At 68.1% G+C, this 20,252-nt stretch carries 18 protein-coding genes; 11 read left to right on the top strand and 7 right to left on the bottom strand.

The window, feature by feature from the left end:
* The first annotated feature begins 36 nt into the window (after positions 1-36).
* The 7 genes from FM105_RS10175 to FM105_RS10145 all read left to right on the top strand — a co-directional run bounded on the left by FM105_RS10175 (position 37) and on the right by FM105_RS10145 (position 8,315).
* Positions 37-669, top strand: a complete 633-nt coding sequence (locus FM105_RS10175) for a TetR/AcrR family transcriptional regulator (RefSeq protein ID WP_087007860.1) — start codon at positions 37-39, stop codon at positions 667-669.
* Entirely contained in the window at positions 666-2,405 is a 1,740-nt protein-coding gene (locus FM105_RS10170) for an acyl-CoA dehydrogenase family protein (protein WP_087007858.1), read from the top strand. Before FM105_RS10175 ends, FM105_RS10170 begins: the two co-directional genes overlap by 4 nt.
* Positions 2,406-2,526: 121 nt before the next feature.
* Positions 2,527-3,447, top strand: coding sequence for a hypothetical protein (locus FM105_RS10165; protein WP_087007856.1), 921 nt, complete (start codon positions 2,527-2,529; stop codon positions 3,445-3,447).
* Between the two features lie 191 nt (positions 3,448-3,638).
* The gene (locus FM105_RS10160) at positions 3,639-4,793 is read left to right on the top strand and encodes an MFS transporter (RefSeq protein ID WP_179207150.1); all 1,155 of its coding nucleotides are present in this window, start codon (positions 3,639-3,641) and stop codon (positions 4,791-4,793) included.
* A 134-nt stretch (positions 4,794-4,927) separates the two neighbouring features.
* The gene (dctP, locus tag FM105_RS10155) at positions 4,928-6,220 is read left to right on the top strand and encodes a TRAP transporter substrate-binding protein DctP (RefSeq protein ID WP_087007852.1); all 1,293 of its coding nucleotides are present in this window, start codon (positions 4,928-4,930) and stop codon (positions 6,218-6,220) included.
* Positions 6,221-6,303: 83 nt separating this feature from the next.
* A complete protein-coding gene (locus FM105_RS10150; RefSeq protein ID WP_087007850.1) occupies positions 6,304-6,834 on the top strand; it encodes a hypothetical protein in 531 nt (176 codons plus the stop codon).
* A gap of 89 nt (positions 6,835-6,923) precedes the next feature.
* Positions 6,924-8,315 (top strand): amidase, encoded by a 1,392-nt coding sequence (locus FM105_RS10145; RefSeq protein ID WP_087007848.1) that lies wholly within the window; start codon positions 6,924-6,926, stop codon positions 8,313-8,315.
* Between the two features lie 22 nt (positions 8,316-8,337).
* Here FM105_RS10145 and FM105_RS10140 read toward each other — a convergent pair whose 3' ends face one another.
* Genes FM105_RS10140 through FM105_RS10125 form a run of 4 tightly spaced genes read right to left on the bottom strand, consistent with a single transcriptional unit; the run spans position 8,338 to position 12,884 of the window.
* Positions 8,338-9,492: an NAD(P)/FAD-dependent oxidoreductase gene (locus FM105_RS10140; protein WP_087007846.1), complete on the bottom strand. Its 1,155-nt coding sequence runs from the start codon at positions 9,490-9,492 to the stop codon at positions 8,338-8,340.
* Positions 9,489-10,970: a sodium:solute symporter family protein gene (locus tag FM105_RS10135; protein WP_087007844.1), complete on the bottom strand. Its 1,482-nt coding sequence runs from the start codon at positions 10,968-10,970 to the stop codon at positions 9,489-9,491. Before FM105_RS10135 ends, FM105_RS10140 begins: the two co-directional genes overlap by 4 nt.
* A complete protein-coding gene (locus FM105_RS10130; protein ID WP_256970332.1) occupies positions 10,967-12,187 on the bottom strand; it encodes an FAD-dependent oxidoreductase in 1,221 nt (406 codons plus the stop codon). Before FM105_RS10130 ends, FM105_RS10135 begins: the two co-directional genes overlap by 4 nt.
* On the bottom strand, positions 12,177-12,884 hold the full coding sequence (locus FM105_RS10125; protein ID WP_087007840.1) for a GntR family transcriptional regulator: 708 nt from the start codon (positions 12,882-12,884) through the stop codon (positions 12,177-12,179). The genes FM105_RS10130 and FM105_RS10125 overlap by 11 nt, the downstream gene beginning before the upstream one ends.
* A gap of 173 nt (positions 12,885-13,057) precedes the next feature.
* Here FM105_RS10125 and FM105_RS10120 point away from each other — a divergent pair, with 173 nt between their 5' ends.
* Both FM105_RS10120 and FM105_RS10115 read left to right on the top strand, forming a co-directional pair.
* Positions 13,058-13,615, top strand: a complete 558-nt coding sequence (locus FM105_RS10120; RefSeq protein WP_087008391.1) for an OsmC family protein — start codon at positions 13,058-13,060, stop codon at positions 13,613-13,615.
* Between the two features lie 26 nt (positions 13,616-13,641).
* Positions 13,642-13,965, top strand: coding sequence for a hypothetical protein (locus tag FM105_RS10115; protein WP_087007838.1), 324 nt, complete (start codon positions 13,642-13,644; stop codon positions 13,963-13,965).
* A 13-nt stretch (positions 13,966-13,978) separates the two neighbouring features.
* On the opposite strand, the gene FM105_RS10110 is transcribed toward FM105_RS10115, so the two are convergent.
* Complete coding sequence (locus FM105_RS10110; RefSeq protein WP_087007836.1) at positions 13,979-15,118, bottom strand: serine hydrolase domain-containing protein; 1,140 nt, start codon at positions 15,116-15,118, stop codon at positions 13,979-13,981.
* A gap of 221 nt (positions 15,119-15,339) precedes the next feature.
* Here FM105_RS10110 and FM105_RS10105 point away from each other — a divergent pair, with 221 nt between their 5' ends.
* Together FM105_RS10105 and FM105_RS10100 are read left to right on the top strand one after the other, a co-directional pair.
* A complete protein-coding gene (locus FM105_RS10105) occupies positions 15,340-15,849 on the top strand; it encodes an SRPBCC family protein (RefSeq protein WP_087007834.1) in 510 nt (169 codons plus the stop codon).
* Positions 15,850-15,919: 70 nt separating this feature from the next.
* A complete protein-coding gene (locus FM105_RS10100) occupies positions 15,920-17,557 on the top strand; it encodes an AbgT family transporter (protein ID WP_256970331.1) in 1,638 nt (545 codons plus the stop codon).
* Positions 17,558-17,616: 59 nt separating this feature from the next.
* On the opposite strand, the gene FM105_RS10095 is transcribed toward FM105_RS10100, so the two are convergent.
* Together FM105_RS10095 and FM105_RS10090 are read right to left on the bottom strand one after the other, a co-directional pair.
* Positions 17,617-18,780 carry an MFS transporter gene (locus FM105_RS10095; protein ID WP_087007830.1) on the bottom strand — a complete coding sequence of 388 codons (1,164 nt, stop codon included), beginning with the start codon at positions 18,778-18,780 and terminating at the stop codon, positions 17,617-17,619.
* Between the two features lie 113 nt (positions 18,781-18,893).
* On the bottom strand, positions 18,894-20,243 hold the full coding sequence (locus FM105_RS10090) for an FAD-dependent oxidoreductase (RefSeq protein WP_087007827.1): 1,350 nt from the start codon (positions 20,241-20,243) through the stop codon (positions 18,894-18,896).
* Positions 20,244-20,252 lie beyond the last annotated feature (9 nt).

Genomic DNA, 20,252 nt, shown 5'->3' with positions numbered 1-20,252 from the left:
AACCGGAACAGGCAGTCAGAGGAGACCACGCAGACGATGTACCGGCAGACAGAGGCCACCCGGCGCAATGCCGCCCAGCGCGAACGCACCATCGCCGAGGCCGCCCGCGCCCTCGTGACCGCCTCCGGATTCGCTGCGGCCACCGTGAAGTCCGTCGCCGCCAGCGCGGGCTGCTCCCCCGGCCTCATCTACTCGTACTTCCCCCACCGGGACGCGCTGCTGTGCGGCACCTTCGCCCACGCCTCGGGCCACGAGCTCGCCGCCGTCACCCGCGCGCTCACGACCGCCCCCACCACCGCCGAGGCCGTCGCCGCCCTCGTCGACACCTTCCTGACCCGCGCGCTGGCCGGTGCGCGGCTGGCCGACGCCCTGCTCTTCGAAGCGCTCCCGCCTGCCGTCGAGGCGGAACGCCTGCGCTTCCGCGCGGACTACGCCGCCGCGATCGCGCAGCGTCTGGATGAGGGGATCGCCGCAGGCGAGGTCCCAGTACAGGACACCTCCGTCACCGCCCGCGCGCTCGTGGGGGCTCTGTCCGGCTGCCTCCAGCAGCCCATCCACGATGAGGGCCGCACGCACTTCACCGGCGCCGAGGCCGCCCGCCTCATCACATCCATGACCACCTTCTGCCTCGCCGCAGTCGGCGCACCCCCGCGAAAGGATCCGCCATGACCCACACCGTCCTCAATCAGTCCGCACCCCGCGTCGAGGTCGACGAGTACTCGTCGCACACCGCACTCGTCGAGGCCGTCGCCGCACTGGCACCGCAGGCGGACACCGATGAGCTGAGCCGCATCGGCCGCCTGGTGGGCAGCGAGTCCTTCCAGCGCGACGCTGCCGTCGCCCACCGGATCACACCGCAGCTGTCCACCCACGACCGGTGGGGCAACCGGGTCGACGACGTCGAGTTCCACCCCGGCTACCACCGCATCATCGACGACGCGCTGACTGCAGGCGCCCATTCCCATGCGTGGGCGCACCCCGGTGCGGGGGCGAACGTCGAGCGCGCCGCACGGTTCATCCTCTTCGGCCAGATCGAGCCCGGCCACGCATGCCCCGTCTCCATGACGCACTCCGCGGCCGCCGCACTCAAGGACACCCCGCACGCCGAGTTCTGGCTGCCGCGCCTGCTCGAGACCTCCTACGACCCGCGCCTCATCGACGCGCATGACAAGCGCGCGGTGACGTTCGGCATGGCGATGACGGAGAAGCAGGGCGGCTCCGACGTCCGCGCGAACACGACCCGGGCGGTGCCGGCGAGCGGTGGCTCCGATACCGAGGCGACGGGTGCCGAGCCGACCGGCACCTCGGCGACGAGAACTCCCCTGGGCTTCGGCGGGGTGACCGACGGCCACCACCTGCTGACGGGCCACAAGTGGTTCTGCTCCGCGCCGCAGTCCGACGCCTTCCTGGTGCTGGCGCAGCGGGAGGAAGGCGTGAGCTGCTTCCTGGTCCCGCGCATCCTGCCCGGCGGCGAGCGCAATCCGTTCCGCATCCAGCGGCTCAAGGACAAGCTGGGCAACAGGTCGAACGCCTCCAGCGAGATCGAGCTGGAGGACACGCACGGGTGGCTGGTCGGCGAACCGGGCCGCGGCGTGCGCACGATCATCGAGATGGTGAATCGGACGCGGCTGGACTGCATCCTCGGCTCTGCTGCCGGCATGCGGCAGGGCGTCGCCGAGGCCGTCTGGCACGCCCAGCACCGGTCCGCCTTCGGCGCCCGCCTGATCGACCAGCCGCTCATGCGTTCTGTGCTCGCGGACCTGCAGCTGGAAGTCGAGGCCGCCGTCTGGACCGCGATGCACCTGGCCCGTGCGCATGACGACGAGAGTGAGGACGACGCGGACTTCCGCCGGATCGCCACCGCGGTCGCGAAGTACTGGATCTGCAAGCGGGGACCGGAGCACGCCTACGAATCACTCGAGTGCCTGGGCGGCAACGGCTACACGGAGGACTTCCCGCTGGCCATGCGGTACCGCGAGCAGCCGGTCATGGCAGTGTGGGAGGGGTCCGGCAACGTCATCGTGCTCGACGTCCTCCGCGCGATGGCGAAGGACCCGGCCAGCGCGAAGGCGTTCCTCGCGTATCTGGAATCCGGGCGCGGGCGGATCGGTGCATACGACAGTGCGTTCGAGCGGCTGGCGGCCGAGCTGACCGAGGCGGAACAGGTGATGGCCACCGGTGAGGCCGGTGCGATGGCCCGCCTGCAGGCGAGTGGGCGTGTGCTCGTCGAGCGGATGGCGCTGCTGCTGCAGGCGGCGGTGCTGCTGGACCATGCGCCGGCCGACGTCGCGGAGTCGTTCGTGCTCGCACGCATCAGCGACGATCGCGGACGCGAGTACGGGGCGCTTCCGGACGGAGTGGCAGTGGATCTGCTGGTGGGACGGGCTGTCGGAGAGTCGGAGTGAGAATCCGGTCCGGTGGCAGGGGACCCTGCTAATGTGCTGACAACGGCGTGTGTGGCGTCACCAGTCGCTTCGAGTCCCCACATGATGGACGCAGGACTCAACGACCTCAAGGGAGGCTGACATGAACGGAACAATGATCGGGATCATCGTCGCGATCGTCGTGATCCTCATCATCGTCGTGGTGCTGTCCTTCGTCCTCCGGAACCGGAAGAAGAAGGCTGACCGCATCAAGGCCGAGGAGAAGCGGGTCGCCGCTCGGGAGCGCGAGCAGCAGCTGGCGCGCGAGGAGGCGCAGGCAGCGGAGAAGGAAGCGTCCGCACGGAAGGCACGCGCCGAGGCCGAGGAGAAGTCGGCCCGCGCCGAGCGACTCGAGATGGATGCCCAAGCCAGCGGCTCGACTGCCGAGCACCTGCGTCACGAGCACCAGGAGGAGCTGCGGGAAGCAGACCGGATCGACCCTGACGTCAAGACCGATCGCCACGGCGAGCGCGTCGCAGGGGCAGCGACACCGGGCGACGGCCACATCGACGATGATCGGCACGTCGCGGGCGACCGCCACGTCGCGGATGACCGTCGTGTCGCCGACGATCGTCACGTGCCGGGCGCTGGCCACACGGTGGACGGGCACCGTTCACCGGAAGGCCGACCGGAGCCTCGGGCGCAGGCGGCTCAGCCGGACCCGCGCACTGTTCCCCCGGCACAGCCCGTCCCGCACGAGCAGCCTGTCGGCCACCAGCCGGCGACGCATGACCCGTCGGTTCAGGGACAGCCCGCACCGTATGACCAGCCCGTCCAGGGACAGCAGCCGGTCCCCGGTCAGTCTGCTCAGGCTCAGCCCGGCGCATACGACCAGCCGGTCCAGGGTCAGCCGGTCCAGGGTCAGCCGGTCCAGGGCCAGCCGGTCCAGGCTCAGCCGGCCCAGCAGGCGCCGTACGGTGAGCCGGTGCCGCAGGATCAGAACGCCGCTCCGCAGGCCCTGCCTCCGGAGGACGTGGATCCCAACGTGCCGCCCTACGACGACACCCGACCGCCCCAGCACTGATTGAGGCGCTCTCCTGAGAAGGCCGGTGCCGCTGCTTCCGACGAAGCAGCGGCACCGGCCTTCTCGTCTGTCTCCACTGGTGACACCGCCGCACACCACCGTGTGAGCCGTGATAGGAAGAAAATGCCGCGCGTGGCGTCACAGGAGAGGCCACGGCTTCCCGGCCCCTCCGACTCACAAGTGAGCTGACCGTGGACCCCCACCACCTGACCAGGCTACGCCTCGGCACCCTGGCATTCGCCCTGTTCGTCGTCGGCACGAACGCCTTCGTCGTCGCGGGCGTCCTGCCGGCGATCGGCGAATCTCTCAGCGTGACGCCCACCCTCGTGGGCTATGCGATCAGCGCATACGCCATCCTCGTCGCGGTCCTCGCCCCCGTCTTCTCGACGCTGCTCGCCCATGTGCCGCCGGAGCGCGTCATGGCCGCCGGCATGATCGTATTCGCGGTGGGAACAGGCGCATCGGCCGTCGCACCGAACTACCCCGTCTTCTTCATCGCGCGAGCGGTCGCCGGCATCGGTGCCGCCGGCCTCGTCCCACTCGCCACGGCCATCGCGCCCCGCCTGGCCGAACCGGGCAAGCAGGGACGCGCGATGGCGGTCGTCGCGCTGGGCTTCACGATGGCGGTGGCTCTCGGATCACCCGTGGGCACCGGCCTTGCGGAGATCACGAGCTGGCGAGTCGCGATCGGCGGTCTGGCGGGCCTCGGCGCCGTTCTGGGTCTCGCGATCGCACCGCTCCTGCGGGACGTGCCGCGCAATCCGAAGGTCGCCCTCGCCGAGCGCATGAGGGTTCTCACCGATCCCCGCGTCATCATGGGCGTCATCGCGATCATGATGATGATCATGTCGTTCAACCTCATCTACGTCTTCAGCAGTGAGGTCACGCTCGGAGTGACGGGCGGCGACGGTGCGATCCTGGCAGTCCTGCTGCTGGTGTTCGGCCTCTCCGGTGCCGTGGGCAACCAGCTCGGCGGCTGGCTGATCGACACGTGGGGCGATGTCCTGACGATGCGGATCGCGCTCGTCATCGAGATCGGCGCGTTCCTTCTCATGCTCATCACCCTCGACTCGCTGGCGGGCACGGCGATGGTCTTCGCGCTCTGGGGCGCGTCCGGATTCTCCTCCGTCGTCGCCCTGCAGCACCGGCTCGCCTCGCTGAAGCCCCAGCATTCCGGGATCATCCTGTCCTGGTATTCGACCGGCATGTACGTCGGCATCTCGCTGGCACCCGTGATCGGTGCGGCGGTCCTGCTGGGACAGGGGCCGGCAGGACTGGCTGTGGCCGCCGCGATCGCCGCGGGCATCGCACTGCTCATGACGGTTCCGGTGCGCGGACGGGCGTAGGCCGGGAACACCGGCTTGACGTTCACTTAACGAACGTTCACACTCTTTTCTGGAAGTGATATCTGCAGGAACACTATTACCGTCACGACATAGATGTAGTGACGGGTTCCACGACCGCCAGGATCAGAGACGCGATGAAGCCCTCACGAATCTCACCTCGCACGACTCGCACGATCGCAGCAGCCGCGGTTCTCGCGGTCACGATGTCCGGATGCGCCGGCGGCGCAGGAGGCGGCACGGGCGGCGGCGACGGAGGCGGCGGTGGCACGGGCTACGAGTACGGGGCGTCGCCGGACGAGATCAAGGCCGCCTTCGCAGACGTCGATCCCCTCACGATCACGTACCAGCCCTCCGCTCAGTCCTCCGAGGGCATCGACGCATACCGCGCAGCGGCCTTCATCGAGAATCTCGAGACGCTGTCCGACGGGAAGATCACCGTCGACACGACGTACGGTCAGGGCATCGCAGGCTATGACGAGCTGCCAGATGCACTGGTCGACGGACGCGTCGACATCGCATACATGCTGCCCATCTACCAGCCGGACCAGTTCCCGGTCTTCCACGCGTGGGTCGGCGGGACGACTCTGACGGGGACCTCTCCCCTGGTTGACGAACTGGCCGCCAGTGCCGCGATCGGTCAGCTGACGTGGGAGGACGAGAACCTTCTGAGCGAGTTCCGGGACCAGGGCATCGAACCGCTCACCCCCTTCAACTCCGCCGGCGCCATCATGGGCTTCTGCGGTGAGCAGCACGTCGACGCGAGTGACTGGGCCGGCGGACAGGTGCGAGCCTCGTCGCAGGCCCAGATCACCCAGCTGAATGCACTGGACGCCTCTCCCGTCTCGCTCGAGTACACGGAGACGTTCGAAGCACTGCAGCGCGGCACGATCGACTGCACGATGTCGGCAGCGCTCGCGGCAGAGACCGCCGGGGTCCTCGAAGTGGCGCCGCACGCAACGTACACGACGGACGTGACGTTCGCCCGCGGCCCGGGCGGCGTCTACGCCGGCAGCGCGTGGGAATCCTGGCCGCTCGCCGTCCAGCAGCTGGTGTTCGACTCCATGGAGGACGAGTTCACGCAGGCACGCCGCGGTGACCTCGACGCGAACTACGTCGCGGCGGAGCAGATCCGCGAGCAGGGCGGGTCCTTCTCGGAGATGGATCCCGATGCGCAGTCGGCGCTGCTCGATGCATCACAGGGGATCGTGCAGGACGCGGCCGCTGAGGGCCACCTGCCCGAAGGCACTGTAGACGCGATCCCCGCAGCGGTCGAGGAATGGCGCGGGACCGTCGAGGAGCTCGGCTACGAGGACCAGGGCACCTTCGCGGACTACGACGAGTGGTACCCGATGGACGACGAGGAGTACCTGGCGCCCGTGGGTTCGACCTACTTCGAAGAGGTCATGCTCCCCCACCGCCCCAGCTGATCGACCTGCCTTCGAGCACCTCGGAGGGCGAGCACCTCAGTCTGCGGGTACCTGAGCACGGGGTGCGTGGGTAGCATCGGAGCATGCACTCACTGTGGAGCCTCCAGCACCCCACAGATCCGGCGATGACGTGCAATATCCATCGCCGGGTCACGGGCGGCGACCTCAACGAGGCCGCCGCCCTGCTGGCTCAGCTTGCGAGCGGTGACGACACCCTCTGGCCCACGTGGCGGTGGCCCGCGCTGATCCTGGACAACGGCCTCGAGGTCGACAGCCTGGGCGGCCACGGATCCGTCCGCTATCGGGTGGCCGACGTGGAATCCCACCGCGTGCGGTTCGTCTTCACCAGCGCGGGCCCCTTCGAGGGCGAGCACACCTTCCTCATCGCGCAGGCGGAGCCCGGGTACGTGGAGTGGATGCACCACCTGGACATCACGTCGTCGCTGCCCCCGCGCGTGATGGACCTGGTCGTCCGTCTGCATGACGGGCTGCTGGAGGATCTCTTCGACAACGCGCAGGCGCGCATGGCCGGGCGGGATGTCCGCCCGCGCCCCTTCACTCCCGGATACTCCGTGCTCCAGCGGGCCTACCGCCTGCTCGAGCGGGAGAGGTGAGTCGGCTCCTGTGTCCGGCGTCACTGCTAGCATCGGGAGCACGCGCTGTTCTGGCAGAGGCAACCATCTGATGTCGTCGAGAGGGCACTGTGGACACTGACGTCGCATATCTGGAGATTTCCGCACTCGCAGAGCTGATCCGCTCGCGTCAGGTCACGTCGACGGAGGTGACGACGGCACTCCTGGAGCGGATCGAGACGCTCGATCCCCGCCTGCAGTCGTATGCGACCGTGACATCCGAGCGCGCTCTGTCCGACGCCGCCGCCGCTGATGCGGAGATCGCCCGCGGTCACTACCGCGGCCCCCTCCACGGCGTGCCGATCGCGCTGAAGGACCTCGTCCACACAGAGGGCATCACCACGACGGCTGGCATGACGATCCACGGTGACTTCGTGCCGGACCAGGACGGCACGATCGCGACCCGGCTGCGCGCCGCCGGTTCGGTCCTGCTGGGCAAGGTCCGCATGACAGAGGGGGCGTTCTCCGCTCACCACCCGGATCTGCCCACTCCGGTGAACCCGTGGGAAGAGGGCACCTGGTCCGGGGTGTCCTCGAGCGGGTCCGGCGTCTCCGTCGCCGCAGGTATGGCCTTCGGCGCCATCGGTTCAGACACCGGCGGTTCCATCCGGCTGCCGTCCGGCGCGAACGGCGTGACCGGAATGAAGCCCACCTGGGGACGGGTGAGCCGCGCGGGGATCTTCGACCTCGCGCCCAGCCTGGACCACCTCGGGCCCATGACGCGCAGCGCGCGGGACGCGGCCATCATGCTGTCCGCCATCGCCGGGTGGGACCCGGCGGACCCCACCACCTCGCCGCAGCCCGTCCCGGACTATGCGGATCAGCTGCGCCTCGACCGGCCACCCGTCATCGGCGTCGACCGCGAGCTGAACTCGCGGTTCGACCCGGAGACGCAGTCGATGCTCGTGTCCGTCGAGTACGTGCTGCGCGACCTGGGCTGGCGGATCGTCGACGTCGACGCCCCGGACTTCCTCACCGTCGCCGCCGACTGGTCCGCGATGTGCGGTGCGGAGACCGCTCTCGTCCACGACGCGACGTACCCGTCGCGCAAGGACGAGTACGGCCCCGTCCTGGGCGGTCTCATCGAGCTGGGTCGCTCACTCAGCGCCGTCGATCTGGAGCGCATGTCGCAGCGCCGTCGGCACTTCACCGGCGCGATGAACCGTCTGATGGAGGACATCGACATCTTCCTGCTGCCGTCCATCGGCAAGGCGGCTCCGACCATCGCAGAGCTGGAGGGCCTATCCGCCGGAACGGAACTGTTCGAGCAGGTCACGGGCCCCACTGCGCCCATCGACATGTGCGGGCTGCCAGCACTGACTCTGCCCTCCGGCTTCACGGTCCGGGACACTCCGCTGGGCGTGCAGTTCGTGGGCCCCGCATTCGCCGAGGCCGCCCTCTTCGCCGCAGGAGACGCCTATCAGCGGGCCACCGACTTCCACCTCCGCCGCCCACCTGTGTGAGGGTCCGGCCTCCCTGTACGGCTCACTGCCGCCCGATGAAGTAGTCGAAGTCGGCTGATTCGACTTCCCCGGAGGCGAACCGCGAGGGTCGGAAATCGGCAAGCAGCTCCGACTCTGTGCCCTCCAGCTCCTCAGCGGTGAGCCTGCCGAACAGCGGGCCCAGCGTCATGCCGGAGTGCGTGACGACCGCATACACCTTCCGCGCGTCGTCCAGGAACCCGACGATCGAGTGCCCGTCCTCGGGGAAGCTGCGGCCGGAGTAGATGACGCGCTCCATCGGCACCTTCTGCCCGAACAGCCTCTCCAGCTCCTCCTCCATCACGGCGGAGACCTCCGCGAGCATCTGCGGGTCCTCCCCCTCGTCGACCCGCTGCTCGACGCGGGCGACCTGCACCCACATCCGGCCGTCGTGACGCGGGCGGACGTTCACCCGGTCGGAGATGATGATCCGCTGGAGCGGCACGTCGACCGGCTCGGTGAGGCCCAGCAGGCTGTGCGTGCGGGTGGACTGCTCGGCCAGGTCGGCGACGGGCACGAACATGCCCGAGGCCGCGGCCAGTTCCCGCGACCACGCACCGGTGGCGACGACCACGGAGTCGGCTACGACCTCGGCGCCGTCTGCCAGGACCACACGAGCACCGGAGTCATCGGAATCAATGCGGACGACCTCGGCGATCTGCGGCTCCACTCCGCGCTCCGCGAGCGCACGCAGCAGCTCCTGGCCCAGCACATCGTTGTCGAGCCAGGCCTCCTCCGGGTACAGCAGTGCCGACTCCAGCTCGTCCGGCCACTGCACAGCAGGCTCGATCTGCCGCAGCCGCGCCAGATCGACGGTCTCGACCGGGTACCCCATGCCGTCCGCGTCAGCGACGCGCTTGGCGTACGTCTCCGGCCGCGTCTCTCCGAAGTCGACCAGCAGATTGCCCGACGGATGGAACCAGGTCCGATCCGACGGCAGATCCGCCTGCAGGCGCTTGTGCTCCTCGATGCCCTCCCGGTTGATCCGGTAGTAGGACTCCGGGAATTTGTTGTTCGCGTTCAGCCACGCGAACGACCGGTGGCTGGCTCCGGCGAAGGGTGCCTCCTTCTCCAGCAGCACCACCTCATGGCCGCGCAGCGACAGGGAGTGCGCAGCGGTCAGCCCCAGGATGCCCGCTCCGATGACGATGGTCTTCATGCCTGCTCACCTTCCGGAGCGCCGACGCGCTCAGTAGATTCCTCTGCCGTGCCGTCGGGTTCCAGCCCGCCGGGGACACGGACCGGCTTCCAGATCGCCATCGCGATGACGTAGGCGACGGCGCTGGCCACGATGCCGAACACGGCGTACGGGATCGTCGTGCCCATGAGGTGGGCGACGCCGCAGCCCACGAGCCCCACGCCCATCGCGGCGAACGCGACCTGGACGGGGATGCGGAAGCGCTTCGCCATGATGATGCCCACCAGCATCGGCACCGCGAGGATCGAGGCGGAGTATGCATATGTAGCCACGAGCCACTCCAGTGCCTTGGGGTAGACGATCGCGAGGACGGCGGCGACTGCTGTGACTCCCACCGTGCACCAGCGCGACAGCGTGATGGTCTGCTTCCCGCTCGTCTTCTCCTTGATGAATGCACCGCGGAGGTCGTTGATGAGGTTCGCGACGACCGACTGCAGCGCCGAGCCCGTGGTGGACACGATCGTCGCCATGAGGAACGCGCCGTACAGCGCCAGCAGCCAGGTGGGCACCTGCGTGAGGAACCAGCCGGCGGCCAGCTCGCGGCCGTCCTCGCCCATCGTCGGGTTCATCGCGCGGATGGAGACGCCGATGAAGAACGCGTACACACCGGCGATCATGACCATGACGGCGCCGAGGTACAGGGAGGTGCGCGCGTCCTTCCCGGAGCGCGACGCGAACACGCGCTGGTAGTACAGCTGATTGGTCAGCGTGCCGGGGACGATCGCGAAGAACCACAGGACGATCGTGCCCGCTCCCGCGAGGGTGAGTCCCTGCGGCATCGTGAAGAAGTCATCAGGGACGCGCTCGACGACCTCACCCCAGCCACCGGCGCTCATGACCGCGTAGATCGCGATCACGATGGAGATGCCGACCATGAAGACGCCGAAGAAGAAGTCCGACCACGCCACGGATGTGAGGCCGCCGGGCAGGACGAACAGCAGGCTGATGATCGCCATCGCGACGATGAGCGGGGTGAACGGGATGCCGGTGACTTCGCTGAAGAGGCTGGCGAAGGCGACGAACTGGGTGGCGAGCCAGCCGAAGGGCACCAGGATGACGGCGATCGCGACGACGGAGAGCAGCGTCTTGTTCCGACCGTAGAGGCGCACGAAGATGTCCGGGATCGTGGAGAAGCGCCCCTTCCGCAGCCAGTTCGCGAACACGGCGATGATGAGCATGCCGGCCACGACGAACAGTTCGTACCAGAAGACGGAGAGTCCCCACGCGTAGCCGATGCCCACGTGGGCGACGAGGACACCGCCGCCTACGGCAGTGGCGTACTGCGTGAAGGCGACGACGTACATGGGCAGGCTGCGGCCGCCCACCAGCCAGTCCTCTTCCGTGTTGTTCTTCTTGCCGACGTAGAAGGAGATCCAGGCGCCGATGCCCAGGACGATGAATGCGGTGGCTGAGATGAGTGCGATGGTGCCTGGGTTCATGAGGAGGCTCCTGAGGTGAAGCGGGCCGGATCCATGATGTCGAGTGCATCGGAGGAGGAGCCCGTGGTGACGAGGTCGGCGACCACGGAGCCGACCATCGGTGAGAACTTGAAGCCCTGACCGGACATGCCGACGGCCAGCACGATGCGGTCGTCGACCGGGCTGGCACCCACGATGGGGGCGCCGTCAGGCGTGAAGCCCTCCGTCCAGGTCGAGACGCGGACGGCTGTCGGGTCGAGGTGGGGCATGAGGCGCTCGACTGCTGCCTCGGTCGAACGGACGAAGGCCGGATCGACGAAGCGGGCGAGGTCTCGCACACCGTCGATCGGCGGCCAGTCCAGGTGGTGGGTCAGGACCTTCACGCCCACCCCGTCCAGACACGGGAACGCGGAGAACGCGCCCTCCGGATGGCGGCGGATCGAGATCGGCATGCGGGCAGGCTCGTGGACTGCGAGGTCCCTGACCGGGAACCAGCTGCCCACCAGCTGCTTGTTGCGGATGACGCCGTCGCCGAGGCCGGACAGGGCGCCGGCCCATGGTCCCGTCGCGAGGACGACGGAGTCGAAGGCGTCCGAGCCCTCTGCCGTGTGCACCATGATGCGGTCGGGGAACGGCCGGATGTGGAGGACCTCGGTGTAGGGGCGGTACGTCGCGCCCTGGCGGATGCTCTCGTCACGGGCCGCGAGGACGGCGAGTTCCGGGCGGAAGACGCCGGCGTTCGGGTCGAGGACACCGATCTCGTCGTCATCGACGCCGTAGGCGGGGAACTCCTCGCGCATCGCGGACGCGTCGAGCACGCGGTGGTCGAGGTTCAGCTCATCGGCGCATTCGAGGACGGCGGTGACGTCGGGGTGGTCGGGTCGGCCGATCGTGAGTCCGCCGCACCATTCGAGCACCTGCGTGTCCTGGGCGGCCTCCAGCTCCTTCCACTTCTGCCCGGAGCGCTGGATGAACGCGACGTACTCCGGGCCCTCCTTGTAGAGGGTGCGGAAGATGCGGGACTCTCCGGCGGATGCGCCGCGGTCGTTGGGGGTGTTCCACTGGTCGAAGACGGTGACGGTGTGGCCGCGCTGCGCGAGCTGCCAGGCGGCCATCGTTCCGACGATGCCGCCGCCGACGACGGCGACGCGCTTCTGCGCGGCAGCCGTTGGTGAAGTCCCGGCTGCTGAGTCGGTTGATGTGCTGGTTGATGAGTGAGTGGCTGTGTCAGTGCTCAATCTGGGTGACCTCCAGGGTGAGTTTGGTGGGGTGGAAGAGCAGTTCGAGACGCTCGATCGGCAGGCCGTTGCCGGTGTGGAGCGTTCGCAGCTGACGCACGACGGGTGTCGTCGTGTCGAGCTCGAGCTGCTTCGCGTCGTCTGCCGCGAGGTGTGCGGCGGAGAGGACGCTTGAGGCATGGAGCTGATCGATCCCGTGGGATGAGTAGTAGGCGGCGGTGGTGAGCACCGCAAGGTCCTGGTTGAGGATGTCGGGAACGAGCGTGAGGTCCACGACGCACCGTTCGACGACGATTGCCGCACCGGTGCGGTCGAGCTTGATCCGCACCATTTCCGCTACGGGTGTGCCGGTGACGAACAGGTCGGCGGCGAGGGGGTGGGAGTCCGCCGCGACGACGCGGGTGCTGACGACGCGGTGGATGCCCTCGACCTCGGGACCGTCCGTGGACGCGTGGAGCAGTCGCAGCAGACTGCTGCGCAGGCCGGTCGAGGCGACGATGGTGCCGGAACCGCGGCGGCGCTGGACGAGACCGGCCTCGACGAGCTTGGACATCGCTGTCTGCACCGGATTCCGGCTCACGGCGAACCGCTCCATGAGTTCGCGCTCCGACGGCAGGCGGTCGCCGATCGAGAGCCGTCCGCTCTGGATCTGATGCTCGATCCATTCGCGGATCTCGACGTGCTTCGCCCGTGCCATGAGTGTGAGCGTAGACACACCTCGACCTCATGGCAACTGGAAAGTTGTCATGTCATTTGAGTGCAACAGTCGCCGGACTCGGCCCGCAGCGCCGATGACACGTTGTGACGTTCGATAACGGAAGATGACGTCGAGCTCTGGTGCCCTCAGCCGGCGCTCCTACCGTCGACGTCATGACTGCCACCGCGAACATCCAGTCCACCGTCCCTACGATCACCGGCGACGAGCGCGCCGCCCGCCTTACGGAAGCAGGAAGCGCGTGGGCCGAGCGCATCGAAGCCGATCGTTCGAACGCCCATCTGACCTACACAGTCGACGGCGCCGGCGCTGGTTCAGTGGCCACGACCGTGCGCGCCGGCAAGCACTCCTTCATCGTCGACGAGCCCGCGGCGCTTGCCGGCGATGACACCGGGACGAGCCCGGTCGAGTACGCGCTCGGCGCGCTGGCCGGATGCCAGGTCGTCGTCTACCGCCTCTACGCGCAGCAGCTCGGCATTCCCTTCGACGAGATCGTCATCAGGGCCGAGGCCGATCTGGATGCAGCGCGACTGTTCGGCGCCGACGAGTCCGTGCGCGCCGGCTTCTCCGAGGTGCGGCTCGACATCGAGCTCTCGGGAACGGAAACCGACGAGCGCTACGACGAGCTGCGCGAGGCCGTCGATGCCCATTGCCCGGTGCTCGACATCTTCCAGAATCCGACTCCGGTCACGACCACCGTCACCCGCGCCTGATCAGTCTCCTCTGTCACCATGGCCGCATGGACACGCCGTCAACCGATCAGCCATCGTCCGACGCAGCGCCGCGACGGCCGGTGAGGAGTGGGCTGTTCGGCCCTCCTCGCCGGAGCAGAGCGGCGCAGTTCAGCGTCGTCGGCTTCGGCCTGCTGCTGGTGGTCAGTCTTGTCATCACTGCGCTGTCGGACGCTGAGGTATCGCCCGGGCTTGCCCTGACGTTCACTGGGCTCATGTTCCTGTGCGGTGTCGCAGAGCTGCTCGATTCTGAGCAGGTCCGATTCGCGATTGTTCTGCGTCTCACCGGGGCAGCGATCGCCGCACTCGGGCTTGTTCTTCAGCTGATCTGACGATCACGACCGATCAGGGCATCACCTGGTAGATCTCGCGCAGGTACTGCTCGCTCCGTGCCGATCCGACGACCCCCGGCCCCATCTTGTTCATCATGTAGGAGATGGTCATCCGACGGTCGAGGTCCATGATGATGACCGACCCGCCCCAGCCGCCCCAGTAGCAGATGCGGCCTTCCGGCAAGGAGGGCATCGCCTCGGCATCGGCCAGCGCGAAGCCCATTCCACGACGGATCGGAACCCCGAGGACGAGGTCCGGGCCGGTGGCCTGCACGTCGAAGACCTGCTCAATCGTGTCCGGAGACAGCAGACGCACACCGTCGACCTCGCCACCCAGAGAGATCGCTGAGAGCATGCGGGCGACCGAGCGGGCATTGCCGTGGCCGTTGACTGCGCCCATGTCGGCTCGCCGCCACGCGGCGGTGTTCGCGGCGGAAGCATCTGCCACCGGCTGCGTGAACGTTCTGATCATCGGGTGGTCGGCAGGCATCGATTCGTCCATCGTCAGCCGAGGCGGGGGAATCACGTCGGATATCCGGCCCCAGTCCTCCTCGCGGGCCCCGATCTGGAAGTCCGCGCCCAGCTGTCCGGCGATCTCCTCATCGACGAACTGCTTGAGCCGCAGGCCAGTCGCTCGCCGTACGACCTCGCCGATGAGGTGCCCCTGGTTCTGGGCGTGGTACCCACCGGCACTGCCGGGCTTCCACCACGGTGCCTGCGCAGCCAGCGCCGCTGTCGACTTCTCCCAGTCGTACATGTCCTCCAGGGTGACGGGTGCGTCCCAGCCGGAGACTCCTGATGTGTGAGCCAGCAGGTGGCGCACCTCGATGTCAGCCTTCCCGTTGGTGGCGAACTCCGGCCAGTAGGTGGCGACTGGCGCGTGGAGATCGATGTCCCCCGAATCGGCGAGCATGAGTGCGGCGAGATAGGTGACGGTCTTCGTCGTCGACCACACATTGACGATGGTGTCGCTCGTCCACGGAGTCGTCTGGTCCTCGTCCCGATACCCGCCCCACAGATCGACGACGTTCTCGCCGTCCAGATTGACCACAAGAGAACCGCCGAGGTCCTCCCCTGTCTCGAGGTTCGCCTCGAACGCGGAGCGGAGCCCGTCGAACTGGTCCGTGCTCGTGCCGTGGAGTGTTGACTGCATGTCTGGGCCTCCTCTGCGCGAGGCCCCGTTGCCTCACATGAACGAGAGTCTAATCGGGTGGCCGGAAACGCGGACGCCATCAGATACCGACGAACACGATGACACTGCGGCGAGAGCTGCGAGCCATCCCGATCACAGCGACACGACTACGGTTGAGACGGACCGTCAGCGCTGTCGGACGAAGTTCCCGAACGAGCCCGGCCTTGAGCAGAGGAGCATGAATGGGACGAACGATGCAGGTGAGCGACCACGTGGACATCGCTCTCGACGGCGAATCGATCTGGAGGCAGGTCGCCGATCCGGCGCAGATGCCGCGGTGGAGTCCGGAGAACACCGGCGCGACCGTTCCAGAGGAGCACCGCCCGATGCGGGCTGGCGAGACCTTCGAGGGCACCAACCTCCGCGGTCGTGCCCGGTGGGTGACGGAATCCGTCGTCACATCGTCTGTCCCCGGGTGCCGCTTCGCCTTTCACGTGCGCAGGATCGGCGCGCGGAGGCCGCAGGTGGGCAGCAGCATCGCGACCTGGATCTACGACTTCGACGAGATCCCCGGCGGCACCCGTGTCACAGAGACGTGGATCGATGGTCGCGTCGCGTGGCCGAACTGGGTGGCAGCCCTCTTCGATCGTGTCGCCACCGGCGGGACGACCTTCGCGGACTTCCAGCGGGGGAACATCAGGCGCACGCTCAGCACGATGCAGTCGGAGCTGGAGGAGAACGGGAAGCCGTAGTCGCCACACCTCTCCCCCTCGCACAAGGTAGCTTGGTCTTCAGACACCCGTTGCAGAGTGGCACGGAGGAGTGGCATGGACACCATGCCCACCAGTCGCACGAAAGCGCGGCTTCACCGCCCGGATGCTCGACGTCATCGAGCGGGCGGGCAATCGCATCCCGCACCCGTTCTGGCTGTTCCTGATCCTCGGCCTGGTCGTCCTGGTGCTGAGTCTCGTGCTGTCGGCACTCGGGGTCAGCGTTCGCTCGCCCACCAGCGAGGGGACGATCGAGGTCGTCAATCTGCTGTCGGTGGAGGGCATCCGGCAGATCGTGTCCGAGGCGATCACCAACTTCACCGCGTTCCCACCGCTGGGCATCGTACTCGTGGTCATGATGGGCGTCGCCGTGGCCGAAGGCAGCGGGCTGATCTCCGCGGCGGTGCGCAGGGTCGTCTCCTCGGTCTCCGGCCGGTGGCTCACCTTCGCCGTCGCCCTCACCGGGATCGCCGGCTCCGTCGCCTCCGACGCCGTCATCATCGTCCTCCCGCCGCTGGCCGCGATGGCCTTCCTCGCCATCGGCCGCAGCCCGCTGCTCGGCATCGTCCTGGCCTTCGCGAGCGTCGACGCGGGCTTCAATGCGTCCCTCGTCATCACTGCGGCAGAACCCCTCTACGCCGGCATCAGCACGAGCGCCGCCCAGCTGGTGGATCCCGAGTACGTGGTCTCGCCGCTGTCGAACATCTACTTCACGGTGCCGTCGTCGATCTTCCTGGCCGCGCTCATCACGTGGGTCATGGAGAAGTGGGTGGCGCCGCGGGTCGAGGGGCTGGAGCTGGACGGGCCTCGGGCACCGGGGAACCGCAGGAAGTCCTCGGTCGGAACCGCCGGCCGCACGGCTGCCGCCGGTTCGGCAGAGCGCACGGACGACGCTGCAGACTCCGCCGAACGAGCGGACGAGGAATCCATGGACCTGAGCTCCGCAGAGAAGCGCGGAGTCCGCAATGCGCTCATCGCGCTGCTCGCCTTCCTGTCGCTGGTGGCCGGGGCGGTCGCCATCCCGGGCTCGCCCCTGCGCGGCGAGGACGGCGGGATCCTCACGGGCCCCGCACTCATGCACGTCTCCATACTCATCGCGATCATGTTCGTCGTGCTCGGCGTGGCATACGGGGCGACCGTCGGCACCGTCACGTGGGCGAAGCTGCCGGAGTTCATGGTGAACGGGATGAAGGACGTCGCCCCCGTCCTGGTCCTGTTCTTCGTCGCCGCCCAGTTCATCGCCTGGTTCGAATGGTCCAACATCGGTGCCGTCCTGGCCGTCACCGGAGCGGACCTCGTCGAAGCGCTGGGAGTCGCCACGCCGCTGCTCTTCATCGGCGTCATCCTCATGACGTTCCTGCTGAACCTGTTCATCACCAGCGGTTCAGCGCAGTGGACGCTCATGGCGCCGGTCATAGTGCCGGCGATGATGCTGCTGAATGTGAACCCAGAGGTGAGCCAGGTGCTCTTCCGCATCGGCGACTCGGGCTCGCACCTCATCACGCCGCTCAACGTGTACTTCGCTCTCATGCTGACCTACCTCCAGCGGTATCGCAGAGACGCCGGCATCGGCACGCTCGTGTCGATGACACTGCCGGTCTGCATCGCCGTGCTCATAGGGTGGACCGCGTTCTTCCTGCTCTGGTACGCGATCGGCATCCCACTGGGCCCCGGAGCCCCCGTCCGGTGACGGAAGCATGATCCGGTGACGGACGCATGCTCCGGTGACAGACGCAAACGGGTCACAGATCAGGTGCGGGAGGTGGCGACGGCTGCCCCGGTGAGCAGAACGGCCATGACGGCGGCCATCATCGGGTAGCCATCCAGCGCACCGGCGACTGCGGGTCCCGCCACGGGGGCGAAGGCTCCGACGAACGTCATCGGTGCAGTGAAGACGCCGTTGATCGTTCCGAAGTCCTGGGTACCCCACCGATCCGACACCGCTGTCGCCTGGAGCAGAGTGTGACATCCGCGCACTGCACCGGCCATCACGGCGACGGCGATCAGCAGCCAGGCGGGTCCGGGCAGCAGTGCCAGCGCCCAGAGCCCGGCCGCACCCGCGGCGAAGATCACGACCGTTCGCGCCCTTGCACTGGTCACCCGCGCGAACTGCGGGTATCCCACGCGTCCGACGACCTGGCCGGCACCGATCAGTCCCAGCGCCAGGGCGGCGGTGCTGTACGACATGCCGCGCTCCAGGAACATCGGGATGATGTTGATGGTGACGGCGAAGAGGGTGAAGGTCGCGATCGCCATCGTGATCTGCAGGGTGATGAACTGCCGCGACCTGGTCACCGTGCGGATGGTCGCAGTCGGATTCTCCTCCGAGCGCGATGTGGGGGTATCGGTCCACCGGCTGTTGAGGAAGAGCGCGTGCAGGGGCACCGTGGTGACAGCCAGGATGCCGGCGATCACGAGGTAGCTCGTCCGCCAGCCGAACTGGTCGACCAGATAGGCGACCAGTGGCGCGAACACCGTCGAAGCCAGTCCTCCGACCAGCGTCACCGTCGTCAGCGGGCCGACCCTGCGCGGCCCGTACCAGCGGGTGATGACCGCGAAGGCCGGCGGATAGAGCACCGCGGACTGGGCGAAGCCGGCCACGACCCACGCGACGAAGAACATCACCAGATTCGGTGACCACGCGACCAGCAGCATCGCGCCGACCCCCACGAGGGAGCCGGTCGTCATGACGGCGCGCGGGCTCTGGCTGTCCAGGAGCCGACCCACCCGGATCCCTGCCAGCGCGGACACGATCAGTCCTGCGGACAGCGCCGCGGTGATGACGGTGTGGCTCCAACCGGTCTCCTCCGAGATCGGAGCGACCGCGACCGGTAGGGAGTAGTAGAGCAGCCCCCAGCTGACGACCTGTGCGGCGCACAGCGCGGGGAGCCCACCGCGAGGACGATCAGTCATGACAGTGATCGCGCGCCGGGCCTGAAGGTGGTCTCATCGCTCCAGTATCTCTGTGCCGAATGTCTGTGCCGATCGCGCGCGGGCGGAAGGCCGAAGGATGGAGGGCCGAATGCTCAGCAGCACATGGACGATGACGGCCCAGGTCCGCCGACCGTCACCAGCTGGGGCACGTCAGACGCGTCACAGGAAGCTCCGAGGTCGGCGCTGCACACGCCGGTCTCCGGAAGGTCCAGGTGCACAGCGTCTGCAGCCGCGCGGTCGCCTGCCAGTGCCGCTGCGATGGAGCGGACCTGCTCGTACCCGGTGGCCAGGAGGAAGGTCGGCGCCCTGCCGTAGCTCTTCATCCCCACGATGTAGAAGCCCGGTTCGGGGTGGGACAGGACCTGCTCGCCGTGGGGTTCGACGCTGCCGCAGGAATGGAACTCCGGATCGATGAGCGGTCCGAGCTGTCGCGGGGCCTCGACTGCAGGATCCATCTCGAGGCGAAGCTCGCTCAGGATCGACAGGTCAGGGCGGAAGCCGGTGGCGGGCACGAGCACGTCCACGGTCAGGTCTTCGAGTCCGGCGGCTCCTGTCGCCAGGACACGGAGCCGGTCACCGGTGGCTTCGAAACCTGAGATCACGAAGGAGGTGTGGACGTCGACAGCGCCGGATTCGACGAGCGTTCGGAGGCGGGACCCGATCGCACCGCGTGCTGCGAGCTCGTCGTCGGCCTCGCCGCCGTACGTGCTGGAGACGTCAGCAGAGCGCACTGCCCAGCTGATCCGTGTCTCGGGATCGTCTTCAGCAAGCTCAGCCAGGTCGAGCAGTGTGTTCGCCGCCGAATGCCCGGCGCCGACCACCAGAACGTGACGGCCCGCGAACCGTTCGCGCTCGGTGCCGTTGATCGCGGGCAGGGGCTGAGTGATGAGTCCCTGCGCCGCGGCGCGGTCCTCTCCGAGGGCTGGCAGGCCCGACCGTCCCAGTGGGTTCGGCTGTGACCAGGTGCCGGACGCATCGATCACGCTGCGAGCGTGCACGTCCTCGTGCGAGCCATCGGGACGGGCGATGCGCACGAGGAACGGGGTGGCATCGCGGTTCGCGCTGCGAGTCTTGTCGATGCCGTCCCGGGAGACTGCAACGACGCGCGAGTCGGTGCGGATGACGTCGTGCAGTGCCGCTGCCAGCGGGACCAGGTAGCCATCGACCAGTTCGTGGCCGGTGGGCAGGACGTTCAGGTCTGGTTCCTGCCAGCCGCCCGCCTCCAGCAGGCGCCTGGCGGCCTCGTCGATGTTGTAGCGCCACGGCGAGAACAGCCGCGTGTGTCCCCACGTGCGGATCGCAGCCGCCGCGGATTCTCCGGCTTCGAGCACCATCGGGGTGAGCCCGCGTTCACGGACGTGGGCGGCCGCGGCGAGCCCGACGGGGCCGGCACCGATGATGACGACGGGCAGATCGTGGGTGTCGGCGGCGCTGTCCTGCATGTTTTGTCT

Source organism: Brevibacterium yomogidense (assembly GCF_900163715.1).
In the GTDB taxonomy this organism is placed as follows: Bacteria; Actinomycetota; Actinomycetes; order Actinomycetales; family Brevibacteriaceae; genus Brevibacterium; species Brevibacterium yomogidense_A.
This window is presented reverse-complemented; position numbering and strand designations above follow the sequence as displayed.

Bases quoted from the DNA above. Each gene is read 5' to 3' on its own strand.
- FM105_RS10175 (WP_087007860.1), top strand. From the start codon at position 37: ATGTACCGGCAGACAGAGGCCACCCGGCGCAATGCCGCCCAGCGCGAA.
- FM105_RS10170 (WP_087007858.1), top strand. From the start codon at position 666: ATGACCCACACCGTCCTCAATCAGTCCGCACCCCGCGTCGAGGTCGAC.
- FM105_RS10165 (WP_087007856.1), top strand. From the start codon at position 2,527: ATGAACGGAACAATGATCGGGATCATCGTCGCGATCGTCGTGATCCTC.
- dctP (WP_087007852.1), top strand. From the start codon at position 4,928: ATGAAGCCCTCACGAATCTCACCTCGCACGACTCGCACGATCGCAGCA.
- FM105_RS10150 (WP_087007850.1), top strand. From the start codon at position 6,304: ATGCACTCACTGTGGAGCCTCCAGCACCCCACAGATCCGGCGATGACG.
- FM105_RS10140 (WP_087007846.1), bottom strand. From the start codon at position 9,492: ATGAAGACCATCGTCATCGGAGCGGGCATCCTGGGGCTGACCGCTGCG.
- FM105_RS10135 (WP_087007844.1), bottom strand. From the start codon at position 10,970: ATGAACCCAGGCACCATCGCACTCATCTCAGCCACCGCATTCATCGTC.
- FM105_RS10125 (WP_087007840.1), bottom strand. From the start codon at position 12,884: ATGGCACGGGCGAAGCACGTCGAGATCCGCGAATGGATCGAGCATCAG.
- FM105_RS10120 (WP_087008391.1), top strand. From the start codon at position 13,058: ATGACTGCCACCGCGAACATCCAGTCCACCGTCCCTACGATCACCGGC.
- FM105_RS10115 (WP_087007838.1), top strand. From the start codon at position 13,642: ATGGACACGCCGTCAACCGATCAGCCATCGTCCGACGCAGCGCCGCGA.
- FM105_RS10110 (WP_087007836.1), bottom strand. From the start codon at position 15,118: ATGCAGTCAACACTCCACGGCACGAGCACGGACCAGTTCGACGGGCTC.
- FM105_RS10105 (WP_087007834.1), top strand. From the start codon at position 15,340: ATGGGACGAACGATGCAGGTGAGCGACCACGTGGACATCGCTCTCGAC.
- FM105_RS10095 (WP_087007830.1), bottom strand. From the start codon at position 18,780: ATGACTGATCGTCCTCGCGGTGGGCTCCCCGCGCTGTGCGCCGCACAG.
- FM105_RS10090 (WP_087007827.1), bottom strand. From the start codon at position 20,243: ATGCAGGACAGCGCCGCCGACACCCACGATCTGCCCGTCGTCATCATC.